The 15,803-nt window shown below is 38.7% G+C and carries 16 protein-coding genes; 9 read left to right on the top strand and 7 right to left on the bottom strand.

Translation table 11 applies throughout. From position 1 onward, the window contains the following. Positions 1 to 1,182 (bottom strand): DUF6973 domain-containing protein, encoded by a 1,182-nt coding sequence (locus ACP3T3_RS20260; protein WP_426477529.1) that lies wholly within the window; start codon positions 1,180 to 1,182, stop codon positions 1 to 3. A gap of 801 nt (positions 1,183 to 1,983) precedes the next feature. Between ACP3T3_RS20260 and ACP3T3_RS20255 the strand changes: the two genes are divergently transcribed. From ACP3T3_RS20255 to ACP3T3_RS20235, 5 genes are read left to right on the top strand one after another with little or no spacing between them, the layout of a single operon-like run. Then, entirely contained in the window at positions 1,984 to 2,376 is a 393-nt protein-coding gene (locus ACP3T3_RS20255) for a single-stranded DNA-binding protein (RefSeq protein ID WP_426477528.1), read from the top strand. A 53-nt stretch (positions 2,377 to 2,429) separates the two neighbouring features. After that, positions 2,430 to 3,503, top strand: a complete 1,074-nt coding sequence (locus tag ACP3T3_RS20250; protein ID WP_426477527.1) for a DUF932 domain-containing protein — start codon at positions 2,430 to 2,432, stop codon at positions 3,501 to 3,503. Between the two features lie 56 nt (positions 3,504 to 3,559). Continuing rightward, positions 3,560 to 3,970 (top strand): hypothetical protein, encoded by a 411-nt coding sequence (locus ACP3T3_RS20245; RefSeq protein ID WP_426477526.1) that lies wholly within the window; start codon positions 3,560 to 3,562, stop codon positions 3,968 to 3,970. Next, positions 3,967 to 4,413, top strand: coding sequence for a hypothetical protein (locus tag ACP3T3_RS20240; RefSeq protein WP_426477525.1), 447 nt, complete (start codon positions 3,967 to 3,969; stop codon positions 4,411 to 4,413). The genes ACP3T3_RS20245 and ACP3T3_RS20240 overlap by 4 nt, the downstream gene beginning before the upstream one ends. A gap of 4 nt (positions 4,414 to 4,417) precedes the next feature. After that, entirely contained in the window at positions 4,418 to 4,549 is a 132-nt protein-coding gene (locus ACP3T3_RS20235; RefSeq protein ID WP_426477524.1) for a hypothetical protein, read from the top strand. Positions 4,550 to 4,732: 183 nt separating this feature from the next. Here ACP3T3_RS20235 and ACP3T3_RS20230 read toward each other — a convergent pair whose 3' ends face one another. The 5 genes from ACP3T3_RS20230 to ACP3T3_RS20210 all read right to left on the bottom strand — a co-directional run bounded on the left by ACP3T3_RS20230 (position 4,733) and on the right by ACP3T3_RS20210 (position 12,362). Continuing rightward, a complete protein-coding gene (locus ACP3T3_RS20230) occupies positions 4,733 to 5,338 on the bottom strand; it encodes a GAD-like domain-containing protein (protein ID WP_426477523.1) in 606 nt (201 codons plus the stop codon). Between the two features lie 23 nt (positions 5,339 to 5,361). Beyond that, positions 5,362 to 6,963 carry a polymorphic toxin type 15 domain-containing protein gene (locus tag ACP3T3_RS20225; RefSeq protein WP_426477522.1) on the bottom strand — a complete coding sequence of 534 codons (1,602 nt, stop codon included), beginning with the start codon at positions 6,961 to 6,963 and terminating at the stop codon, positions 5,362 to 5,364. Positions 6,964 to 7,248: 285 nt separating this feature from the next. Further along, on the bottom strand, positions 7,249 to 8,070 hold the full coding sequence (locus ACP3T3_RS20220) for a hypothetical protein (protein ID WP_426477521.1): 822 nt from the start codon (positions 8,068 to 8,070) through the stop codon (positions 7,249 to 7,251). A gap of 2 nt (positions 8,071 to 8,072) precedes the next feature. Then, positions 8,073 to 10,238, bottom strand: coding sequence for a type VI secretion system Vgr family protein (locus ACP3T3_RS20215; protein ID WP_426477520.1), 2,166 nt, complete (start codon positions 10,236 to 10,238; stop codon positions 8,073 to 8,075). A gap of 408 nt (positions 10,239 to 10,646) precedes the next feature. Continuing rightward, positions 10,647 to 12,362 (bottom strand): helix-turn-helix domain-containing protein, encoded by a 1,716-nt coding sequence (locus tag ACP3T3_RS20210; protein WP_426477519.1) that lies wholly within the window; start codon positions 12,360 to 12,362, stop codon positions 10,647 to 10,649. Between the two features lie 383 nt (positions 12,363 to 12,745). Between ACP3T3_RS20210 and ACP3T3_RS20205 the strand changes: the two genes are divergently transcribed. From ACP3T3_RS20205 to ACP3T3_RS20190, 4 genes are all read left to right on the top strand, one after another. Further along, a complete protein-coding gene (locus ACP3T3_RS20205; protein WP_426477518.1) occupies positions 12,746 to 12,994 on the top strand; it encodes a hypothetical protein in 249 nt (82 codons plus the stop codon). A gap of 173 nt (positions 12,995 to 13,167) precedes the next feature. After that, positions 13,168 to 13,617 (top strand): MauE/DoxX family redox-associated membrane protein, encoded by a 450-nt coding sequence (locus ACP3T3_RS20200; RefSeq protein WP_426477517.1) that lies wholly within the window; start codon positions 13,168 to 13,170, stop codon positions 13,615 to 13,617. Positions 13,618 to 13,711: 94 nt separating this feature from the next. After that, positions 13,712 to 13,969: a hypothetical protein gene (locus ACP3T3_RS20195; RefSeq protein WP_426477516.1), complete on the top strand. Its 258-nt coding sequence runs from the start codon at positions 13,712 to 13,714 to the stop codon at positions 13,967 to 13,969. A 66-nt stretch (positions 13,970 to 14,035) separates the two neighbouring features. Further along, positions 14,036 to 14,272: a hypothetical protein gene (locus ACP3T3_RS20190; RefSeq protein WP_426477515.1), complete on the top strand. Its 237-nt coding sequence runs from the start codon at positions 14,036 to 14,038 to the stop codon at positions 14,270 to 14,272. Between the two features lie 68 nt (positions 14,273 to 14,340). On the opposite strand, the gene ACP3T3_RS20185 is transcribed toward ACP3T3_RS20190, so the two are convergent. Continuing rightward, positions 14,341 to 15,789 (bottom strand): TlpA family protein disulfide reductase, encoded by a 1,449-nt coding sequence (locus ACP3T3_RS20185; protein ID WP_426477514.1) that lies wholly within the window; start codon positions 15,787 to 15,789, stop codon positions 14,341 to 14,343. Between the last annotated feature and the right edge of the window lie 14 nt (positions 15,790 to 15,803).

The raw sequence follows: 15,803 nt of genomic DNA, 5'->3' as shown, positions 1-15,803 counted from the left end.
TTATTGATTACTGGGAATTAATTTTGTGACTGGAATAAGATCATTGTTAATACCCAATGGTCCCAAATATACGAGTTTGCCTGTCTTCATCATATCCAACACATATACCTCCGCAGTATTCGCAGTCATGTATACATCGTACGCTCTTCCAACTTCATTATTGTGGAGATCCATTTGTTTGTTCAATGGATGTTGCGGGGTATTTTCGTGAGCATCACCCAATAGCTTAGCTTGGTCAATTCCGAATCTCGTTCTATTCAAGGCCGAGAAGAAGGCATGCCTAAATGCATCTCCTTTTCCATTTCTTAAATCATTGGGAAAATGCTGTTCCGCCTTAACTTCAGCATCCTTAGCATTCAATAAATAAGATAATCTATCGTGCATCGGCATTTTATCATAAATAGCAATTTCCTCTGGGCTCATTCGGGTTTTGTATGCACCTTCCAATTTTGCTAGCATTTCAGCCTCTGCAGCTGTAAGTGCATTAATGTCCTTAGGAATTCCGCCACCTCCAGTTCCACCACCCGTGGGAAGAGGATCATCGGTACATACCGCAGGTGTTGTTGTTGGTCTTTGCCAGACAACATTCACCTCACCCTCAACATAACCGGTTACGGTGCCACCATCTTCCTCTGGCTGACATAAAGGATCATCTCCCGGTAGTCCGCCTGCTTTCAACTTTGCGTTAAGTTTGTGATTAAACCACGTATTACCTGAATTGAAGGTCGCAAAATACCCTTGCCCGCCGAGGTATTTGGTGACCACGTAATTATCATCAAAATAGCCTTCAGAAATTATTCGGCCTGTGAAACCAGTTGGCAAATTCTTCCCATATTCCGGAAGATACATGACTTTCACAAATATCCATTCTCCTTTAGAGTTTTTTATCGCTTTGACAATTAAATTTTCATCAAGCCGTACCGGAATTGAATCGTTCGTATAAATTTTTACGTCATCAAGTAGTTTTACTTTTACAATTGCGGTATCTGCCGTTCTGTAGGTTACATTATTCCAAAGGATCTCCGTTCTGAAGTTCTTATTGAAACTTCTTTCCTTTGATTTAAAACCACTTTTAGCATACTGCTGGTCAAATGCTGCTTTAAGGGAAAGATTTGGACTTTCTTCCTCGCCAAAAGTGTTGACATGATCTTTTTTACAGCTCTGGAACCCAAACACAAGCATAAACAAAGCTAGAAGGTAATAATTTTTTCATCGTCTTTTAAATAGTTTTTTTATATCTACATATATGACGGTTGAAAAATGAAATTGTCCCGAGCACATTGAAATATTTTCACAAGGCAAGGAATATTATGATTTGTGTATCTTTTTTAACGAATAAAAAAGAAGTTAAGGATAATCCCCTGATATGGCGTGCCCAAACGGTTCGCCAACATTGGACCCGGACTGAACGGATCGGTCGTGCTATCCACTATATCTACTGGCAAGCAAAAGGATTCCGTTTCCATCCCTCACGCAGGATAAATCTCTCGTTGGACCGAGTTTTCGGTTATATTTTCTTTCCATCCAAGGGCCAAAGCACATTTACTCCATTTCTAAGCCCGCGCGTAAAAGAGCTTTCGGCAGCCCTCATATAGCAAATTGAAAGCTGCTTACCTTGCCGTTGCACCACCAATCATCTTTCAATTCCCTATAAAATAACATTGCTTTTGAACGCACAAATCTTTAGAGAAATATAAGATTAGGAAAATCAGTTTTATCAAAAGAACAGTCGAAAAAGACATTCAAAAGTACACAGGGCATCCAGCCCGCAGTCCGCAAAAGACTACGGCATAAACACATGCCGTCGCACGCTCCCTTCCTTTATTCCGTTTCCTTTTGCCTTGCCGCAATTCCCCTATGTACGGATTGACTTTCTTTTTTTTCCTGTTTTTTCTTTTGAAAAAATGATTTGGGGCCGAGCCTCAGCAGGACTGGAAAGGGAACAAACGTAACAGGATTGTACAACAACTAAAACAGAAAGTTATGAACATCACAGGAAGGCTGACAGCAGACGCAAAAGTCAGCAAAACAACAACAGGGAAAGAGGTCGTAAACTTCTCCATTGCTGTTAATGACAGCTACAAAAAGGACGGACAGCGTGTAGAACATACCGCATATGTTGATTGTGCCTACTGGCGAACAGCAAAAGCCGTGACATGGCTCCAAAAAGGGCTACTGGTCGAACTGTCAGGACAGATCAGTGTCAGGGCGTGGAAATCACAAGACGGTACAGCAAAGGCAGGGCTAAATTTTCACACCGCCACCATTAAACCGCTCGCTAGAAGCGCAAAGAATGATGATCCCTTGCAGGACAGTACAGAATCAGAAAATGGCAGGACTGCTACAGGGGACGGCAATGACGACCTCCCTTTTTAATCAACTCACTTAACAAAATTCAATTCATTTTAACCCGCTAAAAAATAGAAATCATGGGACATAATTTAAATTTCAACAACAGGACAGGTAAATATTCATTTTTCAGTGTAAAAGAAAAAGCATGGCACGGCCTTGGGCAAATTGTTCAGGACTACCCTACCAGCGCACAAGCAATCAGACATGCAGGGTTGGACTATGAAGTCGAAAAAAGCCCCCTATTTACAAAAGGCTCCGGAATCGTACAAATCTCGGAGGGTATTGTTATACAGGACACCGAAATTGAAGTACCAAATTACTTTGCCAATGTACGCACGGATAACAATACCGTACTTGGCGTTGTGGGTAAGGATTATCATATCGTGCAGAATAAGGACGCCTTTACATTTTTCGATTCAATTGTAGGAGGTGGCAGTGGTATCCAGTACGAAACAGCTGGCGCACTCGGTCTGGGCGAACGTATTTTTATTACCGCAAAACTTCCGAACTATATCCGTATCGGTAATTCCGACGATGTAATTGAAAAGTATATCTTCCTGACAACCTCCCACGACGGAAGCGGAAGCATTACAGCAGCTTTTACCCCTATCCGCATCGTATGCCAAAATACGCTCAATGCATCACTCCGTAATATGAGCAACGTCGTACGCATCAAACATACGGCAGGCGCAAAACAACGGCTGAACGATGCCCATAAAGTGATGGGACTAGCAAACACCATGACCATGCAACTGGACGGCATTTTCAATAACTGGACTAAGGTCAAAGTGAAAGACAGCGAAATCCGCAAACTTATTCAGCTCGCCCTTTGCCCCAATAAGGAAACTTTTGACCTACTGAAAAAGGGTGCGGACGATGAACTCTCCACGATGTTCAAAAATACCGTTGAAGATGCATTCGCATACGCCATGATCAACGATACCCAACAGCTTGAAACTACAAAGGGAACATTATTCGGAGCCTATAACGCTGTTACCGGATATTTTCAGAACGTACGGAACTACAGGGATTCGGAAGCCAAATTACAAAGTATTGTGCTGGGTGGTACTGCACAGCTTAAAAGCCAAAAAGCATTTGACCTCTGTACTTCTTTTGAAAAGGTGGGAGCAGATATTTTCCAGTTCAATTAATCAAAAATCCACAAGTGGCAGTGGTTAGCACTGCCACTTTTTAAAACTTTATCCCAATGAAAGCACTAGATAAGATGTCAAACATAGATAGAGCCTACCTGCTCGCACAGTTATTTCCCGAAGATCTGAAGCAATTAACGGACTTCATCAAACAGGAAGCAGACCTATACACCGTAAAAAAAGCATATGTCTATTCACAATGGACTGACGGGCTGATAACCGCAGAATTTTGGTACAGGTTAGTGGAGAACTGTACACGTATTTGTTCAAGCAATGGTACAAGACTGTATAGAAATCCAAGGACATTCAGGGACCAGTTATTTGATGGCTACGATGCCCTGTTCAGCATAAATGCCCTGATTCATTTTACGGAACAGCCTGAATGCAGTAAAAAGCTAAAATATGCAATTTATTGCCTGTTTGGAGACAGTAAACTTGTCATGATCGATTTAAAATCTATGGTATGAAACCAACAGCAAAAATAACTGAATTTCTATTTCTTAAGGTCTATAGTGAGATAGGGCGGTACAATTTTGAAATAGCTATCGTAAACCTCACTCCTGACTGGATGACCAAGACTAAAGAAACAATGGAACTTGTAGAAATGCTCGGTATCAACCCGATTCTGGGCTATATCGCACGAAAAGACCATACAGTTCGGTTCCTGATTCATAATCCCACACACATTCCTTTTTATGAAAAGTGGTTTGGTGAAAATGAACTGACGTTTGTGGAAGCTGATGCGCAGGAAATTGAAAAGCTGTGCAATCAAAAGGGGGTTGTAAAGAGTGATGTACTGCTCGTTCATTCCAATGGAATGGCTCGTTATCAGGCATTCGAGGATGTCTATTTCAGAACATCTGAGTTCGACCTGAAATTGATACAGGAAATCTTAACCTATCAAAATTAATATTATGACACGTTCAAACCTTCATATCACACTGAGCAACGGTGAAGAAATTATATGCGTTGCCGACAGCTCAAGTGCTCCCGAGCAGGGTTATTTCGTAGAGGAAATTCTTATGCCCTTACCGGTCGGCAGTTAAATATGCCGGCGGCCAAAAGTCGGTTCCTTCTAGGGTCGGAACCGACTTTTGGCGGGAAGCGGTGCAAGCATTTCAAAAAATACGGCCACCGTACGATCGCTTCAATTTTTAGAACTGCTTGCGGCTTTCAGTATTATAAATTGTTGGCTTTAGCTAATTGTAATAGCCTTTTGATCTAGTAAATTATCCTAAATCAATAATCTTACCGACAGACTGACCAACTATTTCAATGTAGGACTTTGTGTCCACAACCTGTAGATTTTTGTTTGAAGCCTTACCACCTAACGATAATGCTGGGACATATCCATAACACTGGCCATATTCAAGTTTTGGCAACGTTTCTCTTGCCTCTAAATAATCCTTAGAATCAAAATAGTCCTTATGAGAAATAAAATATTCATCCAAAAAGGCATCAACTGTTCCTTTAAAAGAATTTAATGCACGACTCTTACATTTCCTGATGTTTATTATCTTAACCCTGTTCCCTTCATCCGCAGAAATTGTCCAACCCTTATTTCCTTCCCATAATAACAAATCGCCCATTGCAGTATAGCCAAAAATGATGGATGGTTCTAAAAGCTTATCAATATACTCAAATGCAAATTCGTACTCATCGGGATTTATTAATTGAATAAATCCATTTTCAAAAATACCAAATCCCATAGTTTTCCAAATAGCTATAAGTTCATCCGGTAGTACTCCCGTGTATTTTTCTACAATTCCAGATGGTACATTCTCTTGTTTAATATAACTGTCTCTGTTTCTTTCTTCAAAAGTTAATCTTTCCATTTTATTTATATTAGTGTTCAAATTTAAAACAAATCTACGTTCATAATCTCATCATCGGGAATATCACTGATTTTTTTGGGGGGAATCCCAAAATCTTTTTTTAATTGATCTTCAATTGACTGAGCTCGCCCCTTATCCCATTGACTACCAATCGAGGAATTTACTCTTCCATCTCCCATTCCTGTAATTTGATCAGCTTTTCCACCAGCTATCCCATCCGGATTGTGTAATGCAGCCTGCCCCTTCATTGATTTTTGTGCAGCTTCCTCAGCCACTTGGGGAGTCATACCTTTATTAATAATATTATCCTCTGTTCTCCGAGCAATTTCTTGTTGCCTATAATTATCTCTTGCCTCTTTAGTTTTCTTAGCGTAATCTGTTTTATTCCTACTTGCAAAATCCTCACGGTTTTGTAACCATTCCTTAGTTTTCATTTTATTGATGGCATCTTGCTGATCTTTTAACTGTCTTTTAAACTCAGCCTCTAAGTCCGGATTTCCTACATGTTTATTACTAATTTTAAAAGGTGGTTTTGCCTTTTTGGGCGCAGCTTTTGTGACTACGGCAGCAATATCATCACTTTCTTTTTTAGCTAACTGCTCTAAGGTCTCAGCAATTCCCCTCTTGGCGCCAGCTTCCAATCCTTCCTTCCCTAGTTTTTCTGCACCAGCCTCTGCAACTTCCTTAACAGTCTTCTCAACAACGACTTCTGCACCTTCTTTAAGTGCCGTTTTACCAGCAGTAGCAGCTAGTGAACCTCCAGCTGTGTATACAGCAGCCACGGCATCCGGAATAAATTCACCTACCGTATTTCCGATTTTTCTCGGATTTTTAGCGATCCATTCGCCAGTATCCTGAGCTCCCTTGACAATATCATTTCCGAGTTTATCCCAATTTTCTTCTTTCGAAGCCCAATCCCATGTAGAATTTGCTGCATTTTCGAGATTCCCGGGTGTCGTACTCCATTTGTATGCCTCGTTTAGTCCTTTTGTAGTTGCCTCATACCCCTCTTTTACTATTCCGCCCAAAGCTTCGGCAGTACCGACAGGATCTTGTCCCACCTGATAGATAACTTCTCCCAGTCCGACGACCCCGTTCACTGCCCCCTCCACTAAACCTGTGCCTAGATCATCAAACCAATCCTTAGCACCAGTAATAGGCTTCATCCAATCTGGAATCATTTTATCCCGTTCTGCCCTATTTTCTTTTGTTTTTTGTTCGAGCCAGTCAAATCCCTCTTTTATATATTCGCTGGGCATTTTACCCTCGCCGATCCCATAAGCAACAGCAGATGCACGATCAAAGAATATACTGATCTTACCGCCAAAAATGCAATTACAGGTCGAATCTTCAAGAAGCATCCTGTTCCCATTTATCTTTACACCGTCTTTCGGGTTATCCCATTGCAATGTTGTTGGAATGCAGGTTACACCTGTAGCCCATTTCGCTGGACAGGTACAAAGCCCCATTGGCTTGAGGTGAAAGAACGGTAGCTTATCCGCTTCGGTCGCCATTGGTACGGCGTATATCGTCGTGTTCTTATTAAAGCTAACCCGTAATGTCGATGGGCTTGTTCCCTTATCGCAGGCGAGAAAAGCTCCCTCTGGCACATACTTCTTTGCCATGATCCACTTATTTATAATTAACGTTCTTAACGCAGGTGCAGATTTCCATCAATTTAGTCTTTCTAAAAATCTGCTCCAATTCACTTAGGTTTTCTTTCGACTCCAAAACTGTAAAATCAGGAACCTTTACTATTTCCGATACCCGACAACCTGATAAACGATTAATCTTGATGTTGTCTGCATAGACGTCCAGACAGTTGAGTCCTGCTAGCTTCTCGGCATCCTTATTGGCCAGTAGTATAAAATATCGGTCATTTTGAAAGACAAGATCCTCTATCTTAAAAATCATATTGCTTTTAAAATATTTCTTTCTTCACGGTATAATGTGCCAGGAATTTCAGCAATACTCATACACATACTCTGCTCAGACCACGGCCATTCATCCAGACGGTACCTTTCGATGTAGCCTAACTGAAGTTGTGTAGGAACCCGGGGTCGATTTTTCAGAATCCTGATCATTGCTGTAACTTTCTCCTGTTCAAAGTGGTTTTCGTCAATAGTTCCTCTAACTTCAATCTGGAATTTACCGTCTTCTAGTTCGGTTAATGTCTCCACGGTATTTATTGGAACCATTTTCGTTGCTAAAAAATTGGGAAGTTCACGGTATCCAACTGTTTCTTCGTCTTTTTTTAGCTCCTTTGCGTGGATGCCAGGAAATAGAAGCAAATATGGTTGTGCAAAACGCAATGCATCCGCCAAAAGGTCACCGTTTTCCAAAAGCTCACTTATACCTGAAATAAAAATTTCTTTATGTCCATCTTTTTTATGTCCTTTTTGAAGCTCTGGTCTAATCTTTTCCCACTTCCTTCGAATGTCATCCATATTTAAGATTGTCCCTAATTGACCTTTTTCATTTAGCGTAAAAATCAGTTCATTCCTAATTTCATGAATATCACCTACCCACCCATACAAGCCTGTAGCATTACTCTGTTTATAGCGGATTACATTGATTTTGAAAGTAGGGACTCCTATGCTCACGGATAATAGTTTTACATCGAGACCTATTTCCACATAATTTTCATTGCGTAAACCCTGAAATTGATATCGCTCTTCTCTGAGGAAAGCATATTTTCTTGTTTTCCCGATGTCTTGAATATCGAACTTCATATTTAACCTTTATTAATTTCAACATCCGCCCCTGTGATATTTGTAGGGCCACTTGAATTGATCTTGGAAGTCTTGCTATCAATAGCTAGATCAGCATCGGTCTTCATATCCATATTGCCATTACTGTGGATGGTAAATGTTCCTGCAGTAGCGTCGAAACTGATGTTCCCGCTAGCCACCGTCCCCGTAATCCCTTCTTTATCTATGACAATTTTATTGCCGCCAACCTGAAAAGTAATACTTGTTTTACCGTCAAGCGTGATATTGCCCGCTGCATCCATATTTAACAGAGATTGTGGGGGCGAGTCTTTTTTACCGCCAACATTAATTGAAGAGTTGCTCCCTGCATTTACGCTATGGGCCGTTTTGACATTTGTCCTTGCATTTCCAGCACCGTCAAAATGCATGTTCGCACCGCCCTGATCCTGTAGGTTCATGGAACCCTCACCATTATGGAATTTTAATTCAGCACCGCTTCTACCACTAAAACTCATAACATGATTTCCTTCCCCACCGCCAGCACCAATTTTTCCATGAAACATACCACCCATAACAAATGGCCTGTCTGGATGGTTATGGACGAAATTTACGATGACCTGATCCCCAACTTCTGGTACAGACATAAAACCACGGTTCTTGCTAACCTTGTCGCTACTTCCTGCATCGGGCGACATGACACGGATAAATTCAGTTGAATCCTTCCCACGTTGCCAGTCAAGCTGAACCTGCACTCGCCCCTGGTTTAGAGGATCTGTATTTGAGATCACTTTACCAAATTGAGGTTCTGCCGTTGGAACGATAAATTCCGGCCTTGGGATGAAACCCGAATCAGATGCAATCGCCTGAAAAGAACCGTCATAGTAGCCTCGGGCGTCAACTTCATGGGTTACTTCAATAAGCATTAATTTCGTAAAATATGAAGTTTCACTGCTATCAGGTTTCCTCATTTCAACTTCCGCTATACAGCCCGGATGAAGGAATGGAACAGTAGTACTTCCAGAAGTAACAAATACTTCTGCAGCTTTGCTCCCAGCAGTACCTTTCTGCGAAGCGTCAATATCCATAAAGGTTGTTGCTTTTATAGGTGCAACACGCAAAGATGGTGTTTGAAAAGTTCGCTCCGAAATCTCATATGCCCTTTTGGCGATATCTGATTTATGGTCAATTTTGCTTTTTCCACCAGCGAACTTCTCATCTTTACTGCTGTTATATCCGTAGAATGTTGGATTTACATGCTGAGCTCTCATTTTGATCTTAACGTCAGTAAGATTACTGCCATAAGTAAGCACAACAGCCTTCTCTTGGGGCGGCAACTCTCCAAAATGAAGGACTTCGCCATCATAGAAGAATTGCTCACCATAAGCTTCTGCAATTCTTGCTAGATAGTTATAATGTGTTTCTTCATATTGACAGCTATAAGGGACGTTTCCGTAACGAGAATCAACTCTGAAATCAAACTTGTCGTGCCCCAAACCTTCCTTGATAACTTCGTTTGCAATGCTGTTTAAGCTGATGGGGCCTGCACCACCAAAACTTTGGATATGCGGTGCAGCATCCAATAATATTGTGGGGCTAAAGCCTGACATGACAAGATTGCCCAAACTTCCCTTTTCTTGACTAAAACCTACTTCAGTAATTACGCCAACGAAATTTCTTTCAGGGCTATTATCAACATCTTTATATTTAAAGATAACCGTAATTCTCTTTCCAAGAAAACCTTGTGCCTCTTCCAAATTGTGATTTTCTGGTGCGCCCAAGGTATCATGAGCAAGTGTAAGCTCAAATGCATGGTGTTTTACCGCACTTTGCCTAAGTTTAAAGTGCTTGAAATATTTAATTTCTTTGCCATCGACAAGTATGTCGAGTTTAACTACCCTATTGATACCTGCAATCGCATTTGCAGGAATCCCCTCAGCATTAAATATCTTAGAAGTAGGCTGCTTCGCCCATACTTTATCTTTAATAACTGTTGTATCATTTGGTAGGAATGGTTGATTCAGGAAACGCTTTCCAGTATCCGTGATATTCTTTGCTTGTGCAAGAAACTTTTGTTGTGGACCCGGAATTTTTGTAACATCATTTAATGTAGCATCCTTTAACGTATCCAAAATGTTTTTTTTTGACGAATCTATTCCTTTGCCGGAAAGACTATCTTCTTCTCGAAACATGATAACATAATTTTTTTCGGTTGTGTTATTTATATAGCATGATCACCTTTGGATGGTGAGGTTGTTTTACTCAGAAATCTGCATTTGAAAATGCGCAAAAGAGACTATTCCATCTAAGACCTGAGATTGGCACGAACAGGATTACAACGGCTTGAAATCCTTCTTTCAGCATATTTTTATGCTAATTGTACTAAGGTTGTTTTCTTTTCTTTTTCATAAGTCCTTGGTGATTTTGGTATTGCAATATAATACCTTAGAAATTCACGACAAAATGAATTAGGCATTATTTTAAAAAGTGTCGTAATTTTACTATGTACCTATAATATAAGATCTTTAAGCTTAAAAATAGAGTTATTTTCGGAATTGAATTACGGAAACTGCCAGTATGATTTGCAAGTAATAGATGTATTAAGCCGGGGCACCCTTTAGTTCCCTTTTTCTATTATTTACGAACTGGGTAAAGTTTATACCATTGATCTGAGCGAAAACCTTGGAGAAATTTGTGCGCGAAGAGATACCGCATTCCTTTGCAAGTGTAGAACTGCTATATTTCAAATATTCGTCATCTGTAAGGAGTTTTTGGGTAATATATGAAATACGAAGTTCACATAGGTACAGGTGAAAATTTGCACCTCTATGCTCCTGGATTATTTCAGAAAGATAGTTTTGATTCACTCCAAACTTTTTTGCCAGAGACTTAATCTTAACAGTCTCATCCAGAAATTCCATGTTTGCCTCAAATTCTTCCAGTTTGTGGAGAATATCTTCAACAATATCATCGCCAATGCCCGTACGCTTGTACGTACGCACCCGAAAAGCCCCTTCTTCAGACGTATTCAGAGTACCTCCCGCGAGATTAATTCCTAAAATACTATTTTGACCAATAACACTCTTTCTGGATCTGAACCGCAACAACAAATAGAAAACGCCAATGAGAATTAAAAAGAAACCAACCAAATAGACTCCTACTTTCATCCAAGACTTCCGCTGCAGTTCCTCTTGCTTCCGCAGTAAATTTTCTGCATCATACTTTTTGTGGATTTTAGATGATAGGTAAACAAAATCCTTGTCCAAAACCCGATCAACTTTTATAAGCTGGCCAGTATAGTACAGTGTTTTGGCGGGATTGTTATCTCCGTAATAATTTATGAGGTCCTCATACATATACCTGACTTCCGGCAGAACAAAATTATGCTTAGTAAAAATAGAATCTATTTTATTGAAGTATTTGATCGCTTCGCTTGTATTTCCTTCTTTCCAATTTGATCTGCCCAGGTAAAAATAAGATACCGTTAGCCAAGCGAAATCATCGATATCGATAATTCCGGGTAATGAACTTCTCAGAGCCTCGGCAGCATTGGCGTAGTCCTTCTCACGAAATTTACGGATACCTTCCTCCTTTAAGAAATAACTATATTCCTGCTTATAAACAGGATTTTTCCATGTTCTGGAAAGCCCTAAAGATATAAGTGAATCAGCTTTTTGAAACTTACGAAGCTTGCGGTAGCAGACTGCCATTTGATGAACCGTATTGAGGTACCCCCTTTGGTTGCCAAACATTACATTTGGATGCAGATTTTTCTGGATCTCACCCTCAAAAAATTCTCTGGCTTCTTCGAAATCCAGAAGAGCTTCGTCATAATAGCCGATGTAGCTTTTAAGGACACCAATATGATAATTAATCTTATTTCTATAATATGGATCTTTGTTGCTTTTGTTCTTTTCAAATGCCCTCAAATATTCATTAAGCGCGAGCTTGTACTTTTTCAGATAGAAATAATAAACAACACCCTTGCTCAAATATGCGCTGCTTAGCAGACTATCGTTCTTCTTAAGCTTTGCAATAGAAATGGCACTGTCAGCATACTTTAATTTGATTTCAGGGTCACGAGAATAATACCGTGCATCTTTATAACCAAGAAACAGTTGCATCTGATTATTTTCATGTTTTGCTTTCCTGATAAGTCTCTCAACAAGGGGAAGGGCTGCGGAATCATTTTCTGGCAGGTTCTCGTATTGCCGCTGAATGATATAAAAATCACTCAGCTTATCTTGCTGGGCAAACATCATTTCGCACAGAAAAATTAATACGATTGCTAAAAAATGAATATTTGGACGGTTCATGGTTAAGAATTACTATAAAATTAAGAAAATTTCTCATATACCACATAAAAGGAAATTCTTTTGCGTCGTAAAGCATTTTACAAAACAACGCCCTGTATTTCAATGCAATAAAAAAATTTAAGTCAAAAATTAATGTGTGAACTTGATTTCTAATACATGTGAATTATTTCTAATACACCTAAAATTAGCATCAATTTCAATATTTTTTTACGAATCTATTAGTTTACTTTTTTTCAATTATTTACGTGTTCCTTTTGGATCATAATCGGGGTGTGGACGTGATTGCTGAGACCACAAGTTGTTTCTACCTATTGAAAAGACTGATAATTTGGACCCTAGAATTCAACTAAGTCTCGGCCGAGATAATCTTAAAAAATTTTACAATGAAAAAAACAACGGTTATCTCAATATCAGTTGTCCTCATCACCCTTTGTATACTGCAATCATGCAGACAGGATGAAATGGACGTAGCCCCCGAAAGAAATAGTGTGGTGGAAAAAGAAATTCAGCAAAACCTTTATCTAAAAACAGAGAAAGACACATTACAAATATCATCTAATACCTATTTAGACGAAAACGGAAATGAAATAAAAGATCCTCCCCCAAAAGATAAGGACCAATGGAAACATTAAACTGTGAAAATTTTCTAACACACTGTGAACATGGTTACTGAGACCACAAGTTCTTGTATTTGAGGTGAAGGACATTCTAAATTTGATGGAATAGAAATTTTGAAAACAAATTTTTTGATATCGAAAAACAAGCCACCCTACACACAATTTATAACAAACCAAATAACCATATCATGAGAATTAAGAACATCATTTCAGAATTGGTCATATTTATCCTCATACTGGTATGGGCGTATACATTCGCCAGCAAAATCTTTGATTTCGATACATTTGATCGGCAAATACAAGGTGCTTACCTATTGTCTGCAGGCGGATCTGTCCTACCTTATATCTTGCAGGCTGTACACATTGGTATTGTGACGCTGTTAATAAACAAGAACTGGAGGAAATTTGGGCTGATAGCTTCTCTATTTGTTCTTACCCTGTATACTGCATATCTCATTTACATCTTAAAATTTGCACCGAGCATTCCATGCTCCTGCATTGCAGTTTTCACATCGATGAACTGGAACGATCAGTTATATTTTAATTTCATTGCACTCGCAATTAACATTATTGGTCTGATCATGTTTGCATTTAAACGGCCACCACACAGTAGTCATATTCAGACCACATACAATTAAACTAATAACCAGAACAGGGGAAGCCGAAAACCTGGAACCTAGAGTAGGCAAAAAACTAAAGTTTAGCTTTTTGATTTATAAAAGCACCAATATCATGAAAAATCTAAGATTAACCTTAGGAGTTGCAGCAATTGCAATCGGAAGTTTCGCAGCTTTCTCTTTTGCTCCGGCAAGTAGCAATGCAAAAGTAGCTTTATTAGAATTTTACACGAATCCTGACGGTTCACGAGGACAACAGGTTTCAGGAGCGAATGAATGCACGGGTCCAAATCCAAGAATTTGTTCGCAGGAATATGATACATCCACAAATATGCCGACCGGTAATAAAATACATACTGGAGTAAGACCTTAAACAAGCAAAGCAGTCATATCTTTTAATAATCGATATGACTGTTTTATTTAAACACAACATAAATTAATGAAAAATTTAAGAATAGATACAAAAAATACTTTTTTAGCCCTAGCCATTTTCGCAGTATTTTCTTTTGCTACTAATGATAGGGCAAAATTTGCAGTTATAGAATGTTACGTTAACCCTGATGGCTCAAGGGGGGCAGAAGTTGTTGGTCCAAGTTTTAGCGAGGGACTGTCACAAAGAATTTGTTCACAGGAATATGATACAATTACTAATCAACCAACAGGTAATCCCATCTAAAATACATTTAGGAACACGCCAATAGAAAGAAGTGCAGTGATATTTACAAATATCACTGTTTTTATTGTCTATAGCAAAGATCTTATTTGATTTATAAACTTGTCTCGATTGAATCTCGGATCTGGTGGAGCAGCAGTAATTTTTCCATTTTTATCAACTATAATTAGTCTAGGATATGCATCAATATTAAGATATTTCATCATGGGATGTTGGTCAGTCTGTTCATTTGTATACAATTGTAATGAATGTGAACTAGAATATTTTCCGATTCCTTTAAGCCACAAATCTTTCTTATCAATACCAATTGAAATAAATTGTACAGTTTTTCCCTCCAAATCTTTTTCAATTTCTTGAATAAGCGGGACCATCTGCTTACATCCAGCACAACCATTAAACCAAAAATCAATAACTATAACTTTTCCCCTAAAATCAGATAATTTATGAATTTTTCCCAACGTATCAGGTAATGAAAAATTATAGAAAGGCTTTCCTACCGCCAATTTTTTCTCTTGGTCCTCATAAGTTTTAACAACATTTGAATAGTTTTCATTATTAAAATCAACTTCTTCTAAATAGTACTTATAGAGGATTGTTGTTGTTGTATCAAAACGAGCAAATATATTACTTATCACAAAATTAGATAACAAGTAATCTTTTGCTTCCGGATATTTTTTTAGTCTTCGTGTAACCATTCTGACATAATCCAGCTTGTAATTATTTAGGTAATTCGCACCACCAACCGTTACAGGATTCGCAAACTCAGATAAAATTAAGAATGAAGGGACAGTTCCACCCCCAAAATAATTGATTACACCTTTCTTAAAATAAATATGCATACGGTTTTTGTCAACGATAAATTTTTGAAATAGTGAACGAAGGGAATCACTCTTATTCACCATGCAACTCCGATACAGCGGAGCCAAAAGACTTCCATATAATTGTGCTTTTATTAGGTCCTTTACATTAAGTGGCACATTCGAATTCAACCTATAAATTGAGTCAATTGCTTCTAATTTTCTATCAGTAGTTTGAAACATGTACGTCAAACTTTGCTTTTCATACGCAGGATCACTTTTATAAATTTGCAAATATTTACTTACCATTCTTTTGGTTAAATTAACCTTTTCGCTACCTCGTCCACTAATAGTTATATTGGAGAACCCAAAACCGGCGTGACCGGCCTGATGCAGTGGAGGAAGTCTAAAAAGAAGGTCATCAAAAGGCTCAATAAGAAAGTCATAATCCCCCGGAAAAGTAACAAACTTATCATTGATAATCAATGTAACAACACTTAGACTTTTAATATCAAATGAAAATTGACATTGCCCTTTCTCTATTTGAAGTGTATCTCTATAAAAACCTTTATAAATGCCCTGTGTTGGATCTTGTAATATTAGTATAGCCTTGAGATTAGTGGTGTCTACTTGTGGAATGTTAATGGTGATTTTTGTAGTTCCTTGAGCGAAAGAAAAAACTGAAAACAATAGGCCAAAGATAAGTAATATACTATTTTTCATGATTTTTTAGTTTA

Source organism: Chryseobacterium sp. CBSDS_008 (assembly GCF_049959325.1).
Lineage (GTDB): Bacteria > Bacteroidota > Bacteroidia > Flavobacteriales > Weeksellaceae > Chryseobacterium.
Note: the sequence above shows the minus strand (reverse complement) of the source record. Positions and strands in the feature narration are given on the sequence as shown.

Excerpts from the sequence above, each read along its gene's own strand:
- ACP3T3_RS20260 (WP_426477529.1), bottom strand. The coding sequence starts at position 1,182 with ATGCTTGTGTTTGGGTTCCAGAGCTGTAAAAAAGATCATGTCAACACT.
- ACP3T3_RS20255 (WP_426477528.1), top strand. The coding sequence starts at position 1,984 with ATGAACATCACAGGAAGGCTGACAGCAGACGCAAAAGTCAGCAAAACA.
- ACP3T3_RS20250 (WP_426477527.1), top strand. The coding sequence starts at position 2,430 with ATGGGACATAATTTAAATTTCAACAACAGGACAGGTAAATATTCATTT.
- ACP3T3_RS20245 (WP_426477526.1), top strand. The coding sequence starts at position 3,560 with ATGAAAGCACTAGATAAGATGTCAAACATAGATAGAGCCTACCTGCTC.
- ACP3T3_RS20240 (WP_426477525.1), top strand. The coding sequence starts at position 3,967 with ATGAAACCAACAGCAAAAATAACTGAATTTCTATTTCTTAAGGTCTAT.
- ACP3T3_RS20235 (WP_426477524.1), top strand. The coding sequence starts at position 4,418 with ATGACACGTTCAAACCTTCATATCACACTGAGCAACGGTGAAGAAATT.
- ACP3T3_RS20230 (WP_426477523.1), bottom strand. The coding sequence starts at position 5,338 with ATGGAAAGATTAACTTTTGAAGAAAGAAACAGAGACAGTTATATTAAA.
- ACP3T3_RS20225 (WP_426477522.1), bottom strand. The coding sequence starts at position 6,963 with ATGGCAAAGAAGTATGTGCCAGAGGGAGCTTTTCTCGCCTGCGATAAG.
- ACP3T3_RS20220 (WP_426477521.1), bottom strand. The coding sequence starts at position 8,070 with ATGAAGTTCGATATTCAAGACATCGGGAAAACAAGAAAATATGCTTTC.
- ACP3T3_RS20215 (WP_426477520.1), bottom strand. The coding sequence starts at position 10,238 with ATGTTTCGAGAAGAAGATAGTCTTTCCGGCAAAGGAATAGATTCGTCA.
- ACP3T3_RS20210 (WP_426477519.1), bottom strand. The coding sequence starts at position 12,362 with ATGAACCGTCCAAATATTCATTTTTTAGCAATCGTATTAATTTTTCTG.
- ACP3T3_RS20205 (WP_426477518.1), top strand. The coding sequence starts at position 12,746 with ATGAAAAAAACAACGGTTATCTCAATATCAGTTGTCCTCATCACCCTT.
- ACP3T3_RS20200 (WP_426477517.1), top strand. The coding sequence starts at position 13,168 with ATGAGAATTAAGAACATCATTTCAGAATTGGTCATATTTATCCTCATA.
- ACP3T3_RS20195 (WP_426477516.1), top strand. The coding sequence starts at position 13,712 with ATGAAAAATCTAAGATTAACCTTAGGAGTTGCAGCAATTGCAATCGGA.
- ACP3T3_RS20190 (WP_426477515.1), top strand. The coding sequence starts at position 14,036 with ATGAAAAATTTAAGAATAGATACAAAAAATACTTTTTTAGCCCTAGCC.
- ACP3T3_RS20185 (WP_426477514.1), bottom strand. The coding sequence starts at position 15,789 with ATGAAAAATAGTATATTACTTATCTTTGGCCTATTGTTTTCAGTTTTT.